The 22,841-nt window shown below is 64.2% G+C and carries 22 protein-coding genes; all 22 read left to right on the forward strand.

Features of this window, described 5'->3' with window-relative positions:
- Positions 1-6 precede the first annotated feature (6 nt).
- Complete coding sequence (gene aliB / locus ACYVOC_RS14365; RefSeq protein ID WP_461162248.1) at positions 7-1,164, forward strand: cyclohexanecarboxyl-CoA dehydrogenase; 1,158 nt, start codon at positions 7-9, stop codon at positions 1,162-1,164.
- A gap of 137 nt (positions 1,165-1,301) precedes the next feature.
- On the forward strand, positions 1,302-2,942 hold the full coding sequence (gene aliA, locus ACYVOC_RS14370; protein WP_461162249.1) for a cyclohexanecarboxylate-CoA ligase: 1,641 nt from the start codon (positions 1,302-1,304) through the stop codon (positions 2,940-2,942).
- Positions 2,943-2,968: 26 nt separating this feature from the next.
- Entirely contained in the window at positions 2,969-3,748 is a 780-nt protein-coding gene (locus ACYVOC_RS14375) for an enoyl-CoA hydratase-related protein (protein ID WP_461162250.1), read from the forward strand.
- Between the two features lie 136 nt (positions 3,749-3,884).
- Entirely contained in the window at positions 3,885-4,736 is an 852-nt protein-coding gene (locus ACYVOC_RS14380) for a branched-chain amino acid ABC transporter permease (RefSeq protein WP_116003068.1), read from the forward strand.
- Positions 4,737-4,753: 17 nt separating this feature from the next.
- A complete protein-coding gene (locus ACYVOC_RS14385) occupies positions 4,754-5,731 on the forward strand; it encodes a branched-chain amino acid ABC transporter permease (protein ID WP_116003069.1) in 978 nt (325 codons plus the stop codon).
- Positions 5,732-5,755: 24 nt separating this feature from the next.
- Positions 5,756-6,475: an ABC transporter ATP-binding protein gene (locus ACYVOC_RS14390; RefSeq protein WP_116003070.1), complete on the forward strand. Its 720-nt coding sequence runs from the start codon at positions 5,756-5,758 to the stop codon at positions 6,473-6,475.
- On the forward strand, positions 6,472-7,176 hold the full coding sequence (locus ACYVOC_RS14395; RefSeq protein ID WP_116003071.1) for an ABC transporter ATP-binding protein: 705 nt from the start codon (positions 6,472-6,474) through the stop codon (positions 7,174-7,176). The genes ACYVOC_RS14390 and ACYVOC_RS14395 overlap by 4 nt, the downstream gene beginning before the upstream one ends.
- A gap of 52 nt (positions 7,177-7,228) precedes the next feature.
- Positions 7,229-8,410 (forward strand): ABC transporter substrate-binding protein, encoded by a 1,182-nt coding sequence (locus ACYVOC_RS14400; protein ID WP_116003072.1) that lies wholly within the window; start codon positions 7,229-7,231, stop codon positions 8,408-8,410.
- 55 nt (positions 8,411-8,465) lie between these two features.
- A complete protein-coding gene (locus tag ACYVOC_RS14405) occupies positions 8,466-9,500 on the forward strand; it encodes a zinc-binding dehydrogenase (protein WP_116005916.1) in 1,035 nt (344 codons plus the stop codon).
- A gap of 30 nt (positions 9,501-9,530) precedes the next feature.
- Entirely contained in the window at positions 9,531-10,733 is a 1,203-nt protein-coding gene (gene pcaF / locus ACYVOC_RS14410; protein WP_461162251.1) for a 3-oxoadipyl-CoA thiolase, read from the forward strand.
- Between the two features lie 8 nt (positions 10,734-10,741).
- A complete protein-coding gene (locus ACYVOC_RS14415; RefSeq protein ID WP_461162252.1) occupies positions 10,742-12,442 on the forward strand; it encodes an electron transfer flavoprotein-ubiquinone oxidoreductase in 1,701 nt (566 codons plus the stop codon).
- A 58-nt stretch (positions 12,443-12,500) separates the two neighbouring features.
- Positions 12,501-12,926 (forward strand): gamma-butyrobetaine hydroxylase family protein, encoded by a 426-nt coding sequence (locus ACYVOC_RS14420; protein ID WP_461162253.1) that lies wholly within the window; start codon positions 12,501-12,503, stop codon positions 12,924-12,926.
- Between the two features lie 133 nt (positions 12,927-13,059).
- Positions 13,060-13,791 (forward strand): bifunctional demethylmenaquinone methyltransferase/2-methoxy-6-polyprenyl-1,4-benzoquinol methylase UbiE, encoded by a 732-nt coding sequence (gene ubiE / locus ACYVOC_RS14425; protein WP_116003076.1) that lies wholly within the window; start codon positions 13,060-13,062, stop codon positions 13,789-13,791.
- A gap of 19 nt (positions 13,792-13,810) precedes the next feature.
- On the forward strand, positions 13,811-14,803 hold the full coding sequence (locus ACYVOC_RS14430) for a Tim44 domain-containing protein (protein ID WP_116003077.1): 993 nt from the start codon (positions 13,811-13,813) through the stop codon (positions 14,801-14,803).
- A gap of 50 nt (positions 14,804-14,853) precedes the next feature.
- A complete protein-coding gene (locus ACYVOC_RS14435) occupies positions 14,854-15,417 on the forward strand; it encodes a hypothetical protein (protein WP_461162254.1) in 564 nt (187 codons plus the stop codon).
- On the forward strand, positions 15,414-16,982 hold the full coding sequence (ubiB, locus tag ACYVOC_RS14440; protein ID WP_116003079.1) for a ubiquinone biosynthesis regulatory protein kinase UbiB: 1,569 nt from the start codon (positions 15,414-15,416) through the stop codon (positions 16,980-16,982). The genes ACYVOC_RS14435 and ubiB overlap by 4 nt, the downstream gene beginning before the upstream one ends.
- Positions 16,983-17,088: 106 nt before the next feature.
- Entirely contained in the window at positions 17,089-18,543 is a 1,455-nt protein-coding gene (locus tag ACYVOC_RS14445) for a high affinity choline transporter 1 (protein WP_116003080.1), read from the forward strand.
- An 80-nt stretch (positions 18,544-18,623) separates the two neighbouring features.
- A complete protein-coding gene (locus tag ACYVOC_RS14450) occupies positions 18,624-18,941 on the forward strand; it encodes an FmdB family zinc ribbon protein (protein WP_461162255.1) in 318 nt (105 codons plus the stop codon).
- Between the two features lie 8 nt (positions 18,942-18,949).
- Positions 18,950-19,570 (forward strand): DUF502 domain-containing protein, encoded by a 621-nt coding sequence (locus tag ACYVOC_RS14455; protein ID WP_116003082.1) that lies wholly within the window; start codon positions 18,950-18,952, stop codon positions 19,568-19,570.
- Between the two features lie 38 nt (positions 19,571-19,608).
- Complete coding sequence (gene aspS / locus ACYVOC_RS14460; protein WP_461162256.1) at positions 19,609-21,423, forward strand: aspartate--tRNA ligase; 1,815 nt, start codon at positions 19,609-19,611, stop codon at positions 21,421-21,423.
- Between the two features lie 88 nt (positions 21,424-21,511).
- A complete protein-coding gene (locus ACYVOC_RS14465) occupies positions 21,512-22,333 on the forward strand; it encodes a CsgG/HfaB family protein (RefSeq protein WP_461162257.1) in 822 nt (273 codons plus the stop codon).
- 4 nt (positions 22,334-22,337) lie between these two features.
- Positions 22,338-22,832, forward strand: coding sequence for a dihydroneopterin triphosphate diphosphatase (gene nudB, locus ACYVOC_RS14470; RefSeq protein WP_116003084.1), 495 nt, complete (start codon positions 22,338-22,340; stop codon positions 22,830-22,832).
- Positions 22,833-22,841 lie beyond the last annotated feature (9 nt).

Below are 22,841 nucleotides of genomic sequence, written 5' to 3' on the forward strand. Positions count from 1 at the left end.
CAGACGATGCAACCGAACCCCTATATCAACGAGGACCTGCAGACCCTGGCCGAGACGGTGCGCCGCTTCGCACAGGAGCGCGTGGCGCCCGGCTTCCTCGAACGCGACAAAACCCGTGTGCTGGACCGTGCACTGCTGCGCGAGATGGGGGCGCTCGGTTTTATCGTGCCCGAGCTGCCCGAGGCATTTGGCGGCCTGGGCATGGGCTGCCTGGCGGCCGGCGTGATCCACGAGGAAATGGCCCGCGCCGATCTGAGCTTTTCGTACCTGAACCTGCTGGCCTCGCTCAACAGCCAGATACTGTCGAAATACGGCCAGCCGGAGGTTGCCCGGCCCTGGCTGCAGAAGATTCTGCAGGGCGAAGCGATCTGCGCCATCGCGCTGACCGAGCCACGCGGCGGCTCGGACGCGGCCAACCTGCGCCTGCGCATCGAGCGCGAGGGCGACGAATACGTCATCAACGGCGAAAAAACGTCTATCTCCGCCGCCGACCAGGCCGACATCGCTGTGGTCTTTGGCCGCACCGGAACGCCTGAATCCGGTGCGCATGGCGTGACAGCGCTGCTGGTGCCCATGGACTTGCCCGGTATCACCACCAACCGCTTCGACTGCCATGGCCAGCGCGCCATTGGCCGGGGCTCGATCTTTTTCGAGAACGTGCGCGTGCCTGTCAGCCACCGCCTGGGCGACGAGAACAAGGGCTTCGTGCAGGTGATGCACGGTTTTGATTTCTCGCGCTCGCTGATTGGCCTGCAGTGCCTGGCCGTGGCGCGCGTGGCGCTGGAGGAAACCTGGGAATACATCACCCAGCGCCAGGCGTTTGGCCAGCCGCTGTCCGCCTTCCAGGGCGTGACGCACCCGCTGGCGCAGTTCGACACCGAGGTGGAGGGCGCGCGCCTCTTGTGCCTGCAGGGCCTGTGGCTCAAGGACCAGGGCCTGCCGCACACGGCCGAGGCCGGCATGGCCAAGTGGTGGGGTCCCAAGCTGGCCTACGACGTGATCCACCAGTGCCTGCTGTGCTACGGCCATGGTGGCTACGACCGGGGCCTGATGGAGCAGCGCATGCGCGATGTGCTGGGCTTCCAGATTGGCGATGGTACGGCGCAGATCATGAAAACCATCATCGCCCGCACGCGGGCGGGGCGCAAGTTCGTGCCGGCCTGAGGCCCCACGAGCACTATAAAAACAATAGCTTGCAGCGCATTATTTATAAGAATTTAAAAATTAAATCATATTGAAATGCTTATCTGATAAGCGCTGGCTGCTCCTATTTTTGACAAGACCGAGACCGGAGACACACCATGGAATTTGACGCCGTATTGCTGCCCCCCCGCCGTGCCCGCATGATGGCCCAGGGCTTCTGGCACGACCGCACCATCAACGACAGTCTGGACGCCTGCGTCGCCCAGTGCCCCGACAAGCTGGCGCTGACGGCCGTGCAGGTGGAGACGGGTGCCGTGCAGCGCTTCACTTACCGCGAACTGGCGCGCATGGCCGACCGCATTGCCGTGGGCTTGAGTCGCCTGGGCGTGGGAAGGGACGACATCGTGTCCTGCCAACTGCCCAACTGGTGGCAGTTCACGCTGACCTACCTGGCCTGCTCGCGCATCGGCGCGGTGATGAACCCGCTGATGCACATCTTCCGTGAGCGCGAGCTGTCGTTCATGCTCAAGCATGGCGAGGCCAAGGTTGTGATCGTGCCCCAGACCTTCCGCGGTTTCGACTTCGAGAAGATGGTCAGCGGGCTGCAGCCCAGCCTGCCGCACCTGAAGCATGTGGTGGCAGTGGGTGGCCAGGGCGCCAACAGCTTCGAGGCCCTGCTCAGCGGCCCGGCCTGGGAAGACGCACCCGACGCGCAGGACATCCTCACGCGCCACCGCCCCGGCCCGGACGATGTGACGCAGCTCATCTACACCTCGGGCACCACCGGCGAGCCCAAGGGCGTGATGCACTCGGCCAACACGGTGATGGCCAACATCATTCCCTATGCCCAGCGCCTGCGCCTGGGCGCCGAGGACGTGGTGCTCATGGCCTCGCCCATGGCGCACCAGACCGGCTTCATGTACGGGCTGATGATGCCCATCCTGCTCAAAGCCAGCGTGGTGCTGCAGGACGTCTGGGAGCCGAAGAAAGCCATCGAACTCATCCGCACCGAAGGCGTGACGTTCACCATGGCGTCCACCCCGTTCCTCACCGACCTGGCCAAGACCGTGGCGGAAACCGGTCAGGGCGTGCCCACGCTGCGCACCTTCCTGTGCGCGGGCGCGCCCATCCCGGGGCCGCTGGTGGAACAGGCCCGTGCCGCACTGGGGGCGAAGATCGTGTCCGCCTGGGGCATGACGGAGAACGGCGCCGTCACGCTGACCCAGCTTGACGATGCCGACGAACGCTCGTTCTCCACCGATGGCTGCCCGCTGCCCGGTGTAGAGGTCAAGGTGGTCGACGGCGACGACAAGCCCCTGCCCGCAGGCGAAATCGGCAAGCTGATGCTGCGCTCCTGCTCCAACTTTGGCGGCTATCTGCACCGCCCGCACCTCAACGGCACCGACGCCGACGACTGGTTCGACACCGGCGACCTGGCCCGCATCGACGCGCAGGGCTACATCCGCATCACCGGCCGCAGCAAGGACGTGATCATCCGGGGCGGCGAGAACATTCCGGTGGTCGAAATCGAGTCGCTGCTGTACCGCCACCCCGCCGTGGCGATGGCGGCCATCGTGGCCTACCCCGACGAGCGCCTGGGCGAGCGCGCCTGCGCCGTGGTGGTGCCCAAGCCGGGGCAGAGCATCGACCTGCCCGGGGTCGTGGAGTACCTCAAGGCGCAGAAGGTGGCCGTGCAGTACATCCCCGAGCGCCTGGTGGTGATGGATGCCATGCCGGCCACACCGTCCGGAAAGATCCAGAAGTTCAAGCTGCGCGAGCTGATGCGCGCACCGGGCTGAAGCCTGCACCGCACCGGAGACACCACATGACGGACGACCGCCCGATCCGCGTGGCCACGCATGGCCGCGTAGGGGTCATCACATTGCACCGGCCCGGGCAGCTCAACGCCCTGAACGACGCCCTGATGGACGCGCTGGGCGCAGCCCTGCTGGCCTTCGATGCCGACCCCGGCATCGGCGCCATCGTGCTCACCGGCAGCGACAAGGCCTTTGCCGCCGGGGCCGACATCGATGCCATGGCCGACTGGACCTACATGGACGTCACCCAGAGCAACTTCATCACGCGCAACTGGGAAACGATCCGCAGCGTGCGCAAGCCCGTGATTGCCGCCGTGGCGGGCTACGCCATGGGCGGCGGCTGCGAGCTGGCGCTGGCCTGCGACGTCATCGTGGCGGCCGAATCGGCGCGCTTTGCCCTGCCCGAAATCAAGCTGGCCATGCTGCCCGGCGCGGGCGGCACGCAGCGTTTGCCGCGCGCCATCGGCAAGGCCAAGGCGATGGACATGTGCCTGTCGGCGCGCATGCTCGATGCGCAGGAGGCCGACCGCTACGGCCTGGTCTCGCGCGTGGTGCCCGATGTGCACCTGCAGGAACGCACCCTGGCCCTGGCCGCGCAGATTGCGTCGTTCTCGCTGCCCGCGCTGGTGGCGATCAAGGAATCGGTGAACCGTGCCTGGGAAAGCCCGCTGACCGAGGGCATCTTGTTCGAGCGCCGGGCGCTGCATGCGCGCTTTGCCAGTGCCGACGCGCACGAGGGCATGCACGCCTTCCTGGGCAAGCGCAAGCCGGACTTCCAGCACCGCTGAGGGCAAGCGTATTTTTCATGTGTTTTATGCCTCTAAGCCAATAAATATATACGCTAAAAGCTATCAATAGCATAGCAATAAGGGTTGCTGATGGTCCCCAGACGGGCCACGAGAACCCGCACCAGGAGACAAGAACATGTTGACGATCAATCTTTTCAACGGATTGGTGTACGGCGCCCTGCTCATCGTGATGAGTTCGGGCCTGGCGCTGATCTATGGCCTGCGGCGTGTGGTGAACTTTGCCCATGGCGCGCTCTACATGCTGGGGGCGTACATCGGGTTTTCGGTGGCGCAGCACAGCAACTTCTGGGTGGCGCTGCTGGTGGTGCCCCTGGTCATGGCCGGGGTGGGGGTGCTGCTCGACCGCTACGGCTTTCGCCTGCTGCAGGACCGCGAGCCGCTCAACGTGATGTTGGTGACCTTCGGCCTGCTGCTCATCCTCGAAGACCTGGTGGTCTTCATCTGGGGCAAGGCCAATCTCTCGCTGTTCACGCCCGAGCTGCTCAACTTCTCGGTCAACCTTTGGGGCAATGAGGTTCCGGCCTACCGCATTGGCGTGATCGTGGTCGGCGCGGCGGTGGCCCTGGGGCTGACGCTGTGGCTGCGTTTTTCCCGCATCGGCCTGTTTGTGCGCGCGGCCAGCACCGACCCGGTGACCACCTCCATGCAGGGCGTCAATACCGACGCGCTGAGCGCTGGTGTGGTGGGCCTGGGCAGCGCACTGGCCGGCCTGGCCGGTGTGGTGGCAGGACCCTTTCTGTCGCTGTCGCCGCACATGAGCTCGGACGTGCTGATCGACTCCTTCGTGGTGGTGGTGATTGGCGGCCTGGGCTCGCTGGCCGGCGCTTTCATCGCCGCGTTGCTGCTGGGAATGATGCAGGCCGTGGGAGCCGTGTACCTGCCGGAGGTGTCGGTGCTGCTGCCCTTCATCTTCATGATCGCCATCCTGGTCTGGAAGCCCTCCGGCCTGGCCGGCAGCCGCACCTGAAAGCTGGGAGAAAAACCATGGGTCTCATCCGTACCAGCGTCCTCTCGCTCCTCGCCCTGCTGGCAGGGGTTGCCATCCTGCTGTTGACCACGTCCAGCAACCTCCTGGGTATGTTCACCCAGGCCATCATCTACGCCATCTTCGCCCTGGGGGTGGGTGTTTTGCTCAAGCAGAACGGCCTGGTCAGCTTTGGCCATGCGCTGTTCTTCGGCGCCGCCGGTTACGGCATGGGTGTCATCCTGACTCTGGAGTGGATGCCGGCCGAGTGGGCCATTCTGGTGGTGTTGCTGGCCATCGGCGTGCTGGCATTTCTCATCGGCCTGGTCATCGTTCGGGTGCCGGGCATTGCGTTCGGCATGTTGACCCTGGCCATCGGCCAGATGGCCTATTTGTTGGCGTCGCGGGCCCGTGGCATCACCGGAGGCGCGGACGGTATGAGCGTCCACTGGCCGTCCACCCTGTTTGGCCTGCAGCAGTCGGTGCTGCTCAAACCGGCCACGCTGTTCATGATCGCCTGGGTGCTGATGGTGCTGGTGACCGTGGCGCTGCTGCTGATCCTGCGCACCCGCTTTGGCGCCATCACCGAGGCCATCCGCGACAACGAGGAGCGCGCCCGCTTCATCGGCTTCACCACCACCGTGCCGCGGGCCCTGGTGTATGCGCTGTCGGCGGTGGTCACCGGCATCGCCGGGCTGCTGTCGGTGTTCAACACGGGCTTCGTCTCGCCCGAAAACCTGCACTGGAGCGTCTCGGCTATCACTTTGCTGATGGTGGTGGTGGGCGGCTTCAAGAAGCCCCTGGGCCCCATCGTGGGCGCCATCCTTTATTTCCTTTTCAAGGATTTGCTGGGCGAGTACGCCACGCACTCAATGGCCATTTTCGGGGCAATCCTGATCGCGGTCATCGTGTTCGCGCCCGACGGAATCATCGGTGCCGCGCAGCGGTTGATCCGGGGCAAGAAGCCCCAGGGCATGCCCCATGCTGGCGGCCACTGAGCGCACGGCGCAAAGGACACACACATGAACCCCTACGTTCTCCAAGTCGAAGACGTGGCCATCCACTATGGCGGCGTCAAAGCGCTGGACGGGGTGGCACTCACCCTGGAAAAAGGCCAGATCCGCGGCCTCATCGGCCCCAATGGTGCGGGCAAGTCCACGGTGATCGATGCCATCACCGGCCGCACGCGCCTCACGCGCGGCAAAGTCATCCTGGCGGGCGAGGACGTGAGCCACCTGGGTGCTGTCGAGCGCCGCCAGCGGGGCCTCTCGCGCAGCTTCCAGCGCACCAGCATCTTCGGCGGCATGCCGGTGCGCAAGCAGGTGGAGCTGGCGTCCTACAAGATGGGCGTGCCCGACCCCGGCGCGGATGCCGACGCCGTGCTGCGCGAGCTGGACCTGGCCCGCCTGAGCCATGCCATCGCCGAAGACCTGGGCTACGGCGAGCAACGCCGCCTGGACCTGGCCCTGGCCCTGGTGGGTCGGCCCAAGCTGCTCATGCTCGACGAGCCCATGGCCGGCCTGTCGGTGAAGGAGTCGATGGACCTGGCGCAGCACCTGCGCGCGATGACCGCGCGCTGGGACGTCTCGGTGCTGCTGGTGGAGCACGACATGGATGTGGTGTTCGGCATTTCGGACGCCGTCACCGTGTTTGAACTCGGCCGCGTCATCGCCAGCGGCGAGCCGGCCGCCGTGCGCGCCGATCCGCGGGTGCGCGAAGCCTACCTGGGGAGTGCCGCATGAGCGCCTTGTTGAACCTGCATGGCGTCCATGCCTTCTATGGTGCGGCCCACATCCTGCATGGCCTGGGCCTGCATGTGAGCGCTGGCGAGCGCGTGGCGCTGATTGGCCGCAACGGCGTGGGCAAGACCACGGTGGTCAACACCATCCTGGGCCTGGCCCATCTGCGTGCGGGAGACATCCAGTTTGGCGGCGTGACGATTACCAAACCCCGGCCCTATATCGCCGCGCAGCACGGTATCGCGGTGGTGCCGCAGGGGCGCCGCATCGTGGCCAACCTGACGGTGGAGGAGAACCTGCACCTGGGCGCTGCCGTGGGCCGCAAGGGGCCCTGGAACGTGCCCGAAATCTACAAGCTGTTCCCCATCCTGCAGGAGCGTGCCCACACCCCGGGCACGGCGCTGTCGGGCGGGCAGCAGCAGATGCTCGCCGTGGGCCGTGCGCTGATGGCCAACCCCCGCCTGATCCTGCTCGACGAGCCCACCGAAGGCCTGGCGCCCGTCATCGTGGACCAGCTGGCCGACATATTCAACCAGGTGGCAGCGCAGGGCACGGCCCTGCTGCTGATCGAGCAAAACATGAGCCTGGTGGTGCGCGTGGCGCAGCGCTACCTGGCCATGGCCAAGGGCGCGGTGGTGGCCGAGGGCAGTGTTGAGAACTCCCGCGATTGCCTGAAGGACATCGAAAAACACGTGATGGTTTGATTGCAGTGCACCCGGCCGCCGGACCTTTTCCGGTATTTTTCAGGAGACAACCATGTTCAAGACCATAAAATTTCAACAAATGCTCGCTGGCGTCGTTCTGGTAGCCGCGCTGCCCCTGAGCGCAGTGGCCCAGACCAAGGAGCCGATCAAGATCGGCCTGGTGTCGACCAAGTCGGGCGCTTACTCCGCCATGGGCGTGCATGTGATCAACGGCGTCAAGTTCGCCGTGGACGAGGCCAACGCCAAGGGCGGCGTGGACGGCCGCAAGATCCTCCTGGCCGAGGGCGATGACGAAAGCACGCCCGACGGCGGCCGCCGCGCGGCGGAAAAGCTAGCCCGCGACGGCCACAACCTGTTGATCGGCCCCATCGCCTCGTCGATCTCGCTGGCCATCAGCCAGAACCTGGGCCGTTGGGATGCCGCGCTGATCGGCAGCATCTCCAAGGCTGACAAGCTGACCCAGGATGCCTGCAACGCCCGCTTCATTCGCACCAATCATTCCGACGCGATGGACCTGGCCATGATTGGCGAGTGGGCAAAGACCATCAAGGGCAATAACTTCGCCATCATGGCGGCCGATTACGTCTGGGGCCACGATTCGGCCAAGGCCTTCGAATCAACCGTGACCGCCCAGGGCAAGAAGGTGACACTCAAGCTCTTCGTGCCCATGGGCACCAAGGACTACGCGCCCTACATCCAGCAGCTCAAGGCCGCCAACGTGGACGCGATCTGGGTGGCTGAGGTGGCGGGTGCCATTGCCTTCGTCAAGCAGGCTGCCGACTTCGGCCTGAAGACCCCGATGATCGGCCACGCGGTGGTGTCCGACTTCATCATCAACGCCACGGGCAAGTTGATGGAGGGCATGCCGGGCAACGTGGGCTACACGCCCGACGTCGATTCCGACGCTTCCAAGGCTTTCGTGGCCGCGTTCAAGGCCAAGTTCAACCGCCTGCCATCCGACACCGAAGCCCAGGCCTACAACGGCGCCATGGTGCTGTTCCAGGGCGTGACGCTGGCCAAGAGCGTCAAGCCCGAAGACGTGACCAAGGCCCTGCGCGGCGCCACGGTCGATACGCTGTACGGCAAGGCCCTGGTGCGCGCGGCCGACAACCAGATGATCATTCCCAACTACGTGGCGCGCGTGAAAATGGCCGACGGCGTGCTGCGCCCAGTCATCGAGCAGTCGTACCCGGCCACGATCACGCCCGCTGCATCGCCTTTGTGCAAGATGTGATTTGTGCTTTGCCCAGCACCGTGCTGGGCAGGCCAGCCTGCGATGGAGTGAAAGCATGAAAGCGGCATACATCACCGGCCATGGGGGCAACGAGGTCGTCCAGATCGGGCAGCGCGAGAAGCCGTCCGCCGCCCCAGGGCAGGTGGTGGTGCGCATGCGCGCGGCCACGCTCAACCGCGTGGACCTCTACATGCGCGACAGCGGTGCCGGCATCACGCACCGCTTGCCGCAGATCCTGGGGCTCGACGGCGCGGGCACGGTGGAGGCCGTGGATGCGGATGAACCCCTGCTGCGCCCGGGCCAGGAGGTGGTGCTGCACCCCGGCATCGGCTGCGGCCGCTGCGAGTTCTGCCAGCGCGGTGACACGGCCCTGTGCGTGCGCATCCAGTTCCTGGGCGAGCACCGCGACGGCACCTTTGCGCAGTGGGTCGGCCTGCCAGCGGCCCAGGTGTTTCCCAAGCCCGCACACCTGGATTTTGCCGAGGCGGCCGCCCTCGGTGTCAACCACCTCACGGCCTGGCGCATGCTGTTTTCCAAGGCGCGGCTTCAGCCGTGGGAGACGGTGCTGGTCTTCGGCATCGGTGGCGGCGTTTCGCTGGCGGCGCTGCAACTGGCCAAGGCGGTAGGCGCGCGCGTCATCGTGACCTCGCGCGACGATGCCAAGCTCGAACGGGCACGAGCGATGGGGGCCGATCACGGCATCCATGGCAAGACCGGCGATGTGGTGAAAGAGGTCATGGCCCTCACGGGCGGGCGTGGTGTGGATGTGGTGTTCGAGAACACGGGCGCGGTCACCTGGCCGTCTGCCCTGAAGTCGCTGGTGCGCGGTGGCCGCCTGGTCACCTGCGGCGCCACCACGGGCGACCAGCCAGGTGCGGACCTGCGCCGCCTCTTCGTGCGCCAGTTGCAGATCTTCGGCTCCAGCCTGGGCAGCCATGGCGAGTTCCGTGATCTGCTCGGCTTTGTCGAGCGCACCGGCCTGCGGCCGGTGATCGACAGTGAATACCCGCTCGACGATGTGCATGCCGCGCTCGACCGCCTGGAGTCGGGCGCGCAGTTCGGCAAGCTCGTCCTGCGCATCGACCACTGAAATGAAATCACCCTTGAATGTGTTGACACCATGACCCAAGCCTTCATCTGCGACGCCATCCGCACCCCCATCGGCCGCTACGGCGGCGCCCTCAGTTCGGTGCGCACCGACGACCTCGGCGCCATCCCCCTCAAGGCGCTGATGGAGCGCAACCCCGGCGTGGACTGGGCCTCCGTCACCGACGTGCTCTATGGCTGCGCCAACCAGGCCGGCGAAGACAACCGCAACGTCGCCCACATGGCCAGCCTGCTGGCGGGCCTGCCGATCGACGTGCCCGGCGCCACCATCAACCGCCTGTGCGGCTCGGGCCTGGACGCCGTGGGCACGGCGGCGCGCGCCATCAAGGCCGGTGAAGCCAGCCTCATGATCGCCGGCGGCGTGGAAAGCATGAGCCGCGCCCCCTTCGTCATGCCCAAAGCCGAAAGTGCCTTCAGCCGCAACAATGCGGTGTATGACACCACCATCGGCTGGCGCTTCATCAACAAGCGGATGAAGGAACAGTACGGCGTGGATTCCATGCCCGAAACGGCCGAGAACGTCGCCATCGAATTCAAGATCGAACGCGAAGCGCAAGACCGCATGGCGCTGCGCAGCCAGTTGAACGCCGTGGCCGCCATCCAGGCCGGCCACCTGGCGCGCGAAATCGTGCCGGTGCACATCCCGCAGAAGAAGGGCGACGCCCTCATCGTCAGCCAGGACGAACACCCGCGCGAGACCAGCCTCGAAGCGCTGGCCAAGCTCAAGGGCGTCGTGCGCCCGGACGGCACCGTCACCGCCGGCAACGCCTCGGGCGTGAACGACGGCGCCTGCGCCCTGCTGCTGGCGAGCGAAGCCAGCGCCGCCAAGAACGGCCTGACCCCGCGCGCCCGCGTGGTCGGCATGGCCACCGCCGGTGTGGCGCCGCGCATCATGGGCTTTGGCCCCACGCCCGCCACGCTCAAGGTGCTGGCGCAGACGGGCCTGACCATCGACCACATGGACGTGATCGAACTCAACGAAGCCTTCGCCGCCCAGGGCCTGGCCGTGCTGCGCGCCTTGGGTTTGAAGGACGACGACGCGCGCGTCAACGCCTGGGGCGGCGCCATTGCACTGGGCCACCCGCTGGGGGCCAGCGGCGCGCGCCTGGCGACCACCGCCGTCAACCGCCTGCACGCCACGGGCGGCAAGTATGCGCTGTGCACCATGTGCATCGGCGTGGGGCAGGGCATTGCCGTTGTTCTGGAGCGGGTGTGAGCAGCGCCATGACAAACGAAGAAATCCTCGCTCAATTTGGTCCGCGCGAAGCCATGGAATACGACGTGGTGGTCGTGGGCGGTGGCCCCGGCGGCCTGGCCACGGCCATCCGCCTCAAGCAGTTGGCGGCTGAACGCGGCCAGGATGTCTCGGTCGTGGTGCTCGAAAAAGGTTCGGAGCCCGGCGCGCACATCCTCTCGGGCGCCATCATGGACCCCAAGGCTTTGACCGAGCTGATTCCTGACTGGAAAGAGCGCGGCGCGCCTTTGAACCAGCCAGTGACCGAAGACGCCTACATGTTCCTGAGCGAGCGCTCGGGCTTTCGTGTGCCCAACATGGTGCTGCCCCCGTTTGCGCACAACCACGGCAACTACATCGTCAGCCTGGGCAACGTCAGCAAATGGATGGCCGAGCAGGCCGAGGCCCTGGGCGTGGAAATCTTCCCCGGTTTTGCCGCCGCCGAGGTGCTCTACAACGAACAAGGCGCCGTCAAGGGCGTGGCCACCGGCAACATGGGCATCAGCAAGGAAGGAGAACCCACGGGCGACTTCCAGCTGGGCATGGAACTGCACGCCAAGTACACCGTGTTTGCCGAAGGCGCACGCGGCCACCTGGGCAAGCAGTTGATCGCACGCTACAAGCTCGATGAAAACCGCGACCCCCAAAGCTTTGGTATCGGCATCAAGGAGCTGTGGGAAATCGACCCGTCCCGCCACCAGCCCGGCTTTGTCATGCACTCCGCCGGCTGGCCCATGGACAGCAGTACCTATGGCGGCGCCTTCATGTACCACATGGAGGACAACAAGGTGGCTGTGGGCTTTGTCACCGGCCTGGGCTACACCAACCCCTACCTGAGCCCGTTCGAAGAATTCCAGCGCTGGAAGACGCACCCCAACGTCCGCTACTACTTCGAAAACGCCCAGGGCGAAATCACGGCCAAGCGCCTGTCGTATGGCGCGCGCGCCATCAACGCCAGCGGCATCAACTCGCTCCCCAAGACAGTGTTCCCGGGCGGTGCGCTGGTGGGCTGCAATGCCGGCTACCTGAACGTCAGCCGCATCAAGGGCAGCCACGCAGCCATCAAGACCGGCAAGCTGGCCGCCGAAGCCGCGTTTGATGCCATCGTGGCCGGTCGCCAGCACGACGAACTGAGCGCCTACCCCAAGGCTTTCGAGGCCAGCTGGCTGCACACCGAGCTGAACAAAGACCGCAACTTCAAGAATTGGTTCAAATACGGCCTGACCACGGCCACGCTGATGAACGGCTTCGAGCATTTCGTGCTGCGCGGCCATATTCCATGGACGCTGCACCGCGACAAGCCCGACCACGCCTACCTCAAGCCGGCCAGCGAGTGCAAGCCCATCGTCTACCCCAAGCCCGACGGCAAGCTCACCTTCGACCGGCTCTCGAGCGTGTTCATCAGCAACACCAACCACGCTGAAAACCAGCCTTCGCACCTCACGCTCAAGGATGCCAGCGTGCCGGTCCAGATCAACCTGGCGAAGTACGCCGGGCCCGAAGCCCGCTATTGCCCCGCTGGTGTGTACGAGTTCGTGCCCGACGAAGCCAAGGGCGGCAACGCGCAGCGCCTGCAGATCAACGCTCAGAACTGCGTGCACTGCAAGACCTGCGACATCAAGGACCCGACGCAGAACATCGTGTGGGTCACGCCCGAAGGCGGCGGTGGATCGAACTACTCGGGCATGTAGCACAGCGCGATGGGAGAATGTCGGTTATTACGGCATTCTTTTTCACAGGTAAATCCCCATGGCAGGTTTGAAACCGGGCGCGCCCACGCCCCAGTCGATCACGGTGCATGAACAATCGCGCGTGCTGGAGGTGGTGTTCTCCGACGGCGTGGCCTTTCGCCTGCCGTTTGAATTGCTACGTGTGTATTCCCCTTCCGCCGAGGTGATGGGCCATGGCCCGGGCCAGGAAGTGCTGCAGACGGGCAAGCGCGAAGTGACGCTGGTCGGTCTGGAGCCGGTGGGCAACTATGCTGTGCAGCCCGCATTTTCCGACGGCCACGACAGCGGCATTTTTACGTGGGACTACCTGTACGAACTTGGCCAGCGCCAGGACGCGATGTGGCAGGCCTACCTGGCCCGCCTCGAGGCCGCAGGCGCGGACCGCGATGCACCCATGCCCTCTAAAGCCACGCGCCAGTCCGGTTCGGGCTGTTCCAGTCATTGAAAACCGAGCAGCATTCGCTGCTTTATTGATAGCTATTAGCGCTTTATAGTCGGGCGCTCCGGCCATTTTTCCCTTTAAATCAGATAACCAACGGTATCGCAGGGTTGTCCTGATAACAGATAGCATCTAAACCATGAGCACCACGCATTTCGGATTCCAGTCGGTCGACGAGAAAGACAAGGCTCGCCATGTGCGTGGCGTGTTTGATTCGGTGGCGTCCAAGTACGACGTGATGAACGACCTGATGTCTGGCGGCCTGCACCGTGCCTGGAAGGCCTACGCCGTGATGGTGGCCAACCTGCGCGAAGGCAGCCAGGTGCTCGACATTGCCGGCGGCACGGGCGATCTTTCGTTGGCCTTTGCCCGCAAGGTGGGCGCCACGGGCCGTGTGGTGCACACCGACATCAACGAAGCCATGCTGCGCGTGGGCCGTGACCGCCTGATCGATGCCGGTGTGCTGCTGCCCACCCTGGTGTGCGACGCCGAGAGCCTGCCTTTCCCTGACCAGCACTTTGATGTGGTCAGCGTGGCCTTTGGACTGCGCAACATGACGCACAAGGATGTGGCGCTGAAGGAAATGTGCCGTGTGCTCAAACCCGGCGGCAAGCTGCTGGTGCTGGAATTCTCCAAGGTGGCGCGGCCGTTGGCAAAGGCGTACGACTGGTATTCCTTCAACATCCTGCCCCGCATTGGCAAGATGATCACTGGCGACGCCGACAGCTACCGCTACCTGGCCGAATCGATCCGAATGCACCCGGACCAGGATGAACTCAAAGCCATGCTGCACCGGGCCGGTTTTGGCCATGTGGACTATCACAACATGACGGGCGGTGTCGTTGCCCTGCATGTGGGTATCAAATGTTGAAAACCAGGAGACCTCCGACATGAAAAAACTCTTGCCTGCTTTGTTCGTGGCCTTCCTATTGATGGTTCAGCCCGATGCGCAAGCCCGGCGCATGGGCGGCGGAAAATCGTTCGGCCAGCAGTCGAGCAACGTGACGCAGCGCAATGCCGCACCGGCGGCGCCTGCCCAGAACGCCAACAATGCTGCTGCCAAGCCTGGCGCACCGGCAGCGGCCCCCGCAGCCGCAGCGCCCAGGAAGCCTTGGGGCGCCATGCTCGGTGGCCTGGCCGCTGGCTTGGGCCTGGCCTGGCTGGCCCATTCGCTGGGTCTGGGAGCCGGGTTTGGCCAGTTCCTGCTGATTGCCTTGATGGCCATGGCGGCGTTTGCGGTGTTCAAGATGTTCATGCGCTCCCGCAAGGGGCCTGGCGCAGGCCAGGGCGGCTCGCCATTGGCCTTCCAGGGAGCAGGCTCCTCGACCCCCGAAGGCGCCTATGCCCCCAAAGATTACAGCCCCGACAAGGTAGGCAACGACGCCTCGGCACGACCCTGGGAGCGCAGCAGCATGGCTTTTGATGCGCAGCGCCAGGCCAGCGGCGGTAATGGCGTGGTGATCGGCTCGGCTTTGGCCGGGTCGCAAAACTGGGGTGTGCCCGAAGGTTTTGACGTGGCGGGCTTTACCGAAGCGGCTAAACGCAACTTCATCACGCTGCAGGCCGCCTGGGACCGCTCCGACATCGCCACGCTGCGCTCCATGATGACCGACGCCATGCTGGACGAAATTCGCACCCAGCTGGCAGAGCGCGAAACCCATGGTGGCGAGCATCCCAACCAGACCGATGTGGTCATGATCGAGGCCCAGTTGCTGGGCATCGAAGAATTGGACGAAGGCTACATGGCCAGCATCGAGTTCTCCGGCATGATCCGCGAAGACGCTTCGGCGGGTCCCAGCCCGTTCCGCGAAGTCTGGAACATGACCAAGGCCAAGAGTGGCTCGTCAGGCTGGCTGGTGTCCGGGGTGCAAGCATTGCAGTGATTTGCGGTCAATCCGTGCAGTAGGCGCGGTTCAGGGAATAATCGGGGACTATGGCAACACAGTCCCCTTTTTCTTTTCTTGGCAGCGTGTTCGAGCGCGTCGCCGCTGGTCCGCAGCCCCCGCAATGGCTGGTGCACGAGATGCAGCACCGCGTGGTGCTGTTGCTCAACCATGTGCTGATGCAGGAACCCGCGGCCACCCAGCGCCTGCTGCCCCGGCGGGGTCGCGTGGTGCGTGTGCAGTGGCGTCAGTTCTTCATGGCGCTGCAAATCACCCCCGCCGGTCTGTTCGACAAGGCCGCTGAGGGCGCTACGCCGGACCTGCGGCTGGAAGTGACGCAAACCTCGCCGCTGGATTTGGCCCAGGCCGCGCTGCGCGGTGACCGCCCAACGGTGCGTATTGACGGAGATGTGCAGTTTGCCGGTGACATCCAGTGGCTGGCCGACAACCTGCGCTGGGAGCTGGAGGAGGATCTCGCTCGGCTGCTGGGCGATGTGCCGGCGCACACCTTGGCCAGCATTGCGCGCGGCGCGATGCACGCCCTGCGCGGATTTGTGCAAAGCCGTGCGCCCGGCAGCGCCTCTGCGTGGTCTGCGGACCGCACCATTCCATGAAGCGCTTCTTTCGTGGCGCCACCATTGTCTGGGTGGTGTTGCGCTTTGGCCTTGACGAGTTGGTGCTGACCAGCTTCCAGAAACCTTGGCTGCGCCTGCTGGCCCGCATCGTTTCTGTGGGGCGCGATCTCAGTGCCCCCCGGGGCCAGCGCCTGCGCGAGGCGCTCGAACGGCTGGGCCCCATTTTTGTCAAGTTTGGGCAGGTGCTGTCCACGCGGCGCGACCTTATGCCGCCCGATATTGCCGACGAACTGGCCCACCTGCAGGACCGCGTTCCCCCGTTTGACTCGGCCGTGGCCGTCGCCACCATCGAGCGGGCTTTTCGCCGCCCCGTGGCCGAGGTTTTTGAGTCGTTCGAGCGCGAGCCCGTGGCCAGCGCCTCCATTGCCCAGGTGCATTTCGCCACGCTGCGCGATCGCCATGGGGCGCTGCACAAGGTTGCGGTGAAGGTGTTGCGTCCAGGGATGCTGCCGGTCATCGAGAAGGATCTCAGCCTCATGCGCATGATGGCGGGCTGGGTCGAGAGCTTGTCGGCCGACGGCAAGCGCCTCAAGCCGCGCGAGGTGGTGGCCGAGTTCGACAACTACCTCCACGACGAGCTGGACCTGGTGCGCGAGGCGGCCAATGCCGCGCAACTGCGGCGGAACATGGAGGGGCTGAACCTGGTGGAAGTGCCCATCATCCACTGGGATTTCTGCCACCCTGAGGTGATGGTGATGGAGCGCATGAATGGCGTACCCATCAGCCAGGTGCAGCGCCTGCGCGATGCGGGGGTGGATATCCCGAAACTGGCGCGCGATGGCGTCACCATTTTCTTCACGCAGGTGTTCCGTGACGGCTTTTTTCACGCCGACATGCACCCCGGCAACATCCAGGTCAGCCTGGACCCGGCCACCTTTGGGCGTTACATTTCGCTCGACTTTGGCATCGTCGGCACCCTGACCGAATCGGACAAGGAATACCTGGCGCAAAACTTTGCGGCCTTTTTCCGGCGTGACTACAAGCGCGTGGCCGAGTTGCACATCGAGAGCGGCTGGGTGCCACCGGGCACGCGGATCAACGAACTCGAAGGGGCCATTCGCACCGTGTGTGAGCCGTATTTCGACCGTCCGCTCAAGGAAATTTCGCTGGGCATGGTGCTCATGCGCCTGTTCCAGACCTCGCGGCGCTTCAATGTAGAGATTCAGCCGCAGCTCGTGCTGCTGCAAAAAACACTGCTCAACATTGAGGGGCTGGGCCGCCAGCTCGATCCGAATTTGGACCTGTGGAGCACGGCCAAGCCTTTTCTGGAAAAGTGGATGCTCGACCAGCTTGGCCCCCAGCGCTTCAAGCGGGAACTGCGCGCCCAGGCGCCGCACTACGCCAAAATTTTGCCCGCGCTGCCACGGCTTCTGCATGATCACTTGCAGCGCCAGCCTGCGCTGGAGCAAAACCGTGAGCTGCTCGAGCTGCTCAAGGAGCAGCGGCATACCAACCGCCTGTTGCAAGGTCTGGTGTATGTCTGTATCGGCTTTGTGCTGGGCCTGATTGTCATGCAGGCCATCGTGCGGGTCAGCCTTTTCTAGGGGTTTGCGCCCAATGTCCCGCCTGTGCCACACGGACAGGCGTGGGTTGCGCAGATAATGCGCGTCGTTTTCTTTTAACCCACATCACCTCACAGCGGAGCGGCGCATGCTGGTCACTTTCATCGTTCTGTATTTGCTGGCATCGATCGGCATCGGGCTGTATGCGGCGACCCGTGTGCACAACACGGCCGACTACGCCGTCGCGGGGCGCAGCCTGCCCCTGGCGGTGGTGATTGCCACCACCTTTGCCACCTGGTTTGGATCGGAGACGGTGCTGGGGGTGTCTGCCCGGTTTGTCGAAGGCGGGCTGGGGGAAGTGGTGGAAGACCCGTTTGGCGCCTCGATGTGCTTGATCCTGGTGGGCCTGTTCTTTGCCTACCGCCTGTACCAGAAAAACCTGATCACCCTGGGCGATTACTACCGCCTGCGCTTTGGCCGCACCATCGAGGTGGTGTGCTCGGGCATCATCATTTTCAGTTATCTGGGCTGGGTGGCCGCGCAGATCACGGCGCTGGGTCTGGTGTTCAACCTGCTGACCCAAGGGACGATCTCGGTCACGGCCGGCATGGTGCTGGGCACGGCCATTGTGCTGGTCTACACCTTGTATGGTGGGATGTGGTCTGTGGCGCTGACCGATTTTGTGCAGATGATCGTGATTGCGCTGGGCCTTATTGCCATCGCCTGGTTTGCCGCCGATCTGGCGGGTGGCGCAGGCAAGGTGGTCGACTTTGCGGCGCGTGAAGGCAAGTTTCATTTCTTTCCGCAAAATGGCGGGCTCAAGGAATGGACCTTTTTCTTTGCCGCCGCCATCACCATGATGCTGGGCTCGATTCCGCAGCAGGATGTGTTCCAGCGCGTCATGTCGTCCAATAGTGCTCGCACGGCACGCATTGGCCCGGTCATCGGTGGCGCGCTTTACCTGTTGTTCGCCTTTATCCCGATGTTCGTTGTGACGGCCGCTGTGCTGATCATGCCCGAAACAGCGCAGGCGCTGCTCAGAGACGACCCCCAAAAGGTGCTGCCCACGCTGGTGATGGAGCGCATGCCTTTGGCTCTGCAGATTGCTTTTTTTGGGGCGCTGCTGTCGGCCATCATGTCCACGGCATCGGCCACCTTGCTGGCCCCTTCCACCACTTTTGTCGAGAACATCCTGCGCAACCTGCGTCCGGGCATGAGCGATGCCGTCACGCTCAAGGCCATGCGTATTTCGGTGCTGGTGTTCACGGCCTGCGTGCTGACTTATGCGATCACCATGCAGGGCACATCGATCTATGAAATGGTGTCAGGCGCCTACCAGGTGCCTTTGGTCGGTGCGTTCGTTCCGCTGGTTTTTGGCCTGTACTGGAAACGCGCTACCTCCCAGGGGGCGTTGGCGGCAGTGAGCCTGGGGCTGGGCGTGTGGCTGCTGTTCGTGGCCAGCCCCATGCTCTCAGAGGCGTTTCCGCAGCAACTGGCGGGCGTGCTGGCTGCCGTGGTGGGCATGGTGGCGGGGTCGTTGGCGCCCCAGTTCATCCCCAACCACAAGGGCCAGGTACACCACTACGAGGGCAGCGCCGCCTGAATGCAGTGCAGGCACGCCCTTGATTTTGGGGGCTGCCGCCTATAATTGAAGGCTTTGCACTTTCAATCCAGGCTTACGACATGCCAATTTACGCCTACAAATGCGGCTCCTGTGGCCATGCCAAGGATGTGCTGCAAAAAATCTCGGATCCGTTACTGACGGTGTGCCCGGCCTGCGGTGCCGAGGCATTTTCCAAACAAGTGACGGCTGCGGGCTTTCAGCTCAAAGGTTCGGGCTGGTACGCCACCGACTTTCGCGGGGGTTCGCCCACAGCGGCCCCGAGCATCGATGCCGGTAGTGGCGGCGCTACCGAAGCTGCTCCGGTAGCCAAAGAATCCAGCGCAAGTTCCACTGTCGCTCCTGTCGCACCCGCTGCAGGCACCACTCCCACGCCCTGAAAGCCCAGATGGCCCCGCTGCGCAAATGGCTCTTTACCGGTTTGCTGGTGATCGTTCCCGGAGCGATCACCATCGCGGTGCTCAACTGGATCGTCGGGCTGCTGGACCAGACCTTGCTGATCCTGCCCGTGGCGTGGCATCCCGACCGCTTGCTGGGCTTTCACATCCCGGGCTTCGGTGTCCTGCTGACCTTGTTGATCCTGTTGGTGGTGGGCGCCACCACCAGCAATATTGCCGGGCGCAAGCTGTTGCAATGGGGCGACGCGCTGGTCAGCCGCATTCCGGTGGTGCGCTCCATCTATTCCAGCGTCAAGCAGGTGTCGGACACTTTGTTTTCCGAGGGCGGCAATGCTTTTCGCACCGCCGTGCTGGTGCAGTGGCCGCGTGAGGGTGTATGGACGGTGGCTTTCATCACTGGTGCGCCCAGCGGCGAGGTGGCGGCCTACCTGCGCGACGAATTCGTCAGCGTATACGTGCCCACCACCCCCAATCCCACGGGTGGCTATTTCGTGATGGTGCGCAAGAGCGACTGCATCGAGCTCGAAATGGGCGTGGATGCTGCTCTGCGCTACATCGTCTCCATGGGCGTGGTTGCTCCCAGCGACCCGGTTCTTGAGACATCTTCGTAATTTTTTAATGCGCCCCTCTGGGTGCCGGAAGTTCTGCCATGGCCATGCGCTCTCACTATTGCGGTCTTGTGACCGAAGCCCTGCTGGGCCAAACCGTCACCCTCTCTGGCTGGGTGAACCGCCGCCGCGACCATGGCGGTGTGATCTTTATTGACCTGCGCGACCGCGAAGGCTCGGTGCAGGTGGTGTGTGACCCTGACCGTGCCGAGATGTTTGCCACCGCCGAAGAAGTGCGCAACGAGTTCTGCGTGCAGGTCAAGGGCCTGGTGCGCGCGCGCCCGGCCGGCACCACCAACGACAATTTGAAGAGCGGCAAGATCGAGGTGTTGTGCCACGAGTTGAATGTGCTCAACCCCTCTGTAACGCCCCCCTTCCAGATCGACGAAGAAAACCTGTCGGAAACCACGCGCCTCACGCACCGCGTGCTCGACCTGCGCCGCCCGTACATGCAAAACAACCTCATGCTGCGCTACCGCGTCAGCATGGAAGTGCGCAAGTTCCTCGACACGCATGGGTTCGTGGACATCGAAACCCCCATGCTCACCAAGAGCACACCCGAAGGCGCGCGCGACTACCTCGTGCCCAGCCGTGTGCACGATGGCCAGTTTTTCGCGCTGCCCCAATCGCCCCAGCTGTTCAAGCAGCTCTTGATGGTGGCGGGCTTTGACCGCTACTACCAGATCACCAAGTGCTTCCGCGACGAAGACCTGCGCGCCGACCGCCAGCCCGAATTCACCCAGATCGATATCGAAACCTCGTTCATGGAAGAGCAGGACATTCGCGATCTGACGCAAGAGATGATCAAGACCGTGTTCCAGAACACGCTGGGCGTGGACCTGGGCGAGTTCCCGGTCATGACCTACCAGGACGCCGCCTACCGCTTTGGATCGGACAAGCCCGACCTGCGCGTGAAGCTTGAATTCACCGAACTCACCGACGTGATGAGGGACGTGGACTTCAAGGTGTTCTCGGGCGCCGCCAACATGAAGAAGGGCCGCGTGGTGGCGCTGCGTGTGCCTGGTGGCGCGCGTGAGACGGGCGGCCTCTCGCGCGGCGAGATCGACGGCTACACCGAATTCGTCAAGATCTACGGCGCCAAGGGTCTGGCCTACATCAAGGTCAACGAATTGGCGAAGGGCCGTGATGGCCTGCAAAGCCCCATCGTCAAAAACATCCACGACGCCGCGATCGCCGAGATCTTGAAGCGCACGGGCGCACAAGACGGCGACCTGCTGTTCTTTGGTGCCGACAAGGAAAAGGTCGTCAACGACGCCATTGGCGCGCTGCGCATCAAGATCGGTCACAGCGAGTTCGGCAAGAAAAACGGCCTGTTCGAAGACCGCTGGGCACCGCTGTGGGTGGTGGACTTCCCCATGTTCGAGCACGACGAAGAAAACGACCGCTGGGTGGCGGTGCACCATCCGTTCACGGCGCCCAAGGACGGCCATGAGGACTACATGGTCACCGCGCCTGAGAAGTGCATCTCCAAGGGCTATGACATGGTGCTGAACGGTTGGGAGATGGGCGGTGGCTCGGTGCGTATCCACCGCGCCGACGTGCAGCAAAAAGTGTTTGACGCCCTCAAGATCACGCCCGAAGAAGCGCAGCAGAAATTCGGTTTCCTGCTCGACGCACTGCAGTACGGCGCGCCCCCGCACGGTGGCTTGGCCTTTGGCCTGGACCGCATCGTCACCATGATGACCGGCGCCGAGTCGATCCGCGATGTGATCGCCTTCCCCAAGACCCAGCGCGCCCAGTGCCTGCTGACCCAGGCTCCGTCGCCTGTGGATGAAAAGCAGTTGCGCGAGCTGCATATTCGTCTGCGCACCGTCGACGCCGCCAAGGCGGGCTGATCGTTTGCAAGCCTTCGGGCAGAATCGATAGGGCGCCTTTGTGGCGCCCTTTTTTGTCCCCGCTCGACATCCTGATTTTTCTCAAATGATGAACGTCAATCGTCTTGTCAACGCACGCATTGGCATTGCGTTGGCTGCGCTGCTGGCGCTGGCCGCCTGCGGCGAAAAGAAAACCGAACTGGGCCAGGGCGGATCGGTGGTCACGGGCTCAGCAGGCCCGCAGGGCGCGCAGAACGCGGCGCGTGAGCTGGTGCGTTGCGACGCGCCCGTGGCCACCCTGGCGCTGGCCGAAAACCCGAGCGGTTATGTGATGGGGGCAGGCTACCAGCTGCCCGCCTCACCCGTCCCACTCCTCAAGCTGCTGGCGCAGCAGAGCGGCTGCTTTCGCGTGGTGGACCGCAACGCGGGTTTGCGCGGCACGATCCAGGAGCAGGACCTGAAGGAGTCGGGCGTGCTGCGGCAGAACTCCACCGTGGCCAAAGGCAAGGGCTATGAGGCCCAGTACACGCTGACGCCCAGCCTCACGTTCAGCGAGCAAGATGCAGGGCGCGGGCTGGCGGGTGTGGTGGCCATGATTCCGGTGCTGCGCGACATTGCAGGGCTGGCCGGGTTGGTGGAGCAAGTCAAGTTCAAAGAGGCGCAAACGGCGCTGCTGTTGTCGGACAACGAAACCACCGAGCAGGTGGCCGCTGCCACGGGTTCGGCGCGCACCACCGACCTGGGCGTGGGAGGACTGGTGTTTGGCAAGCTCGGCGGCGCTGCGGGCGCGGGCTGGAGCAATACCAACGAGGGCAAGGTCATCGCCGCAGCGTTTCTGGACGCCCACAACCAGCTGGTGCTGCAAGTGCGCGCCCTGCAGGCGAAGACGCTTCCGCCGCCGGTTCCCGCCGTGCGTTCCACCGGGAGCTGACGGCGTGGTCGCCAGTGTGCAGCAGGCCTGCAAGATCCCGGAGTCGGTGCTGGTGGTGATTCATACGCCGGCGCTCGATGTGCTGCTGATCCGCCGGGTGGGTGATGCGCCGGAGGGTGGGCCTTTCTGGCAGTCCGTCACGGGCAGTAAGGATACGCTGCAAGAGGATTTCCGGACAACGGCGGTGCGCGAGGTGTGGGAAGAAACGGGTATTGCCGCCGATGCACCGGGCTGTGTGCTGCGTGATTGGTGTCTGGAAAACGTCTACAGCATCTACCCCCAGTGGCTGCACCGTTATGCGCCGGGTGTGCGCGAGAACACGGAGCACATCTTTAGCCTGGAAGTGCCGGAAGGCACCGCCGTGCAACTGAGCCCGCGCGAACATGTGGCCTGGCAATGGCTTGGCTGGCGGGACGCTGCCCTGGCCTGCTATTCACCGTCCAACGCTGAAGCCTGCCTGTTGTTGCCGCGTTTTGCGGGGACCGAGCCCATTGTGTAAACAGGCCTG

This window comes from Simplicispira piscis (genome assembly GCF_054783455.1).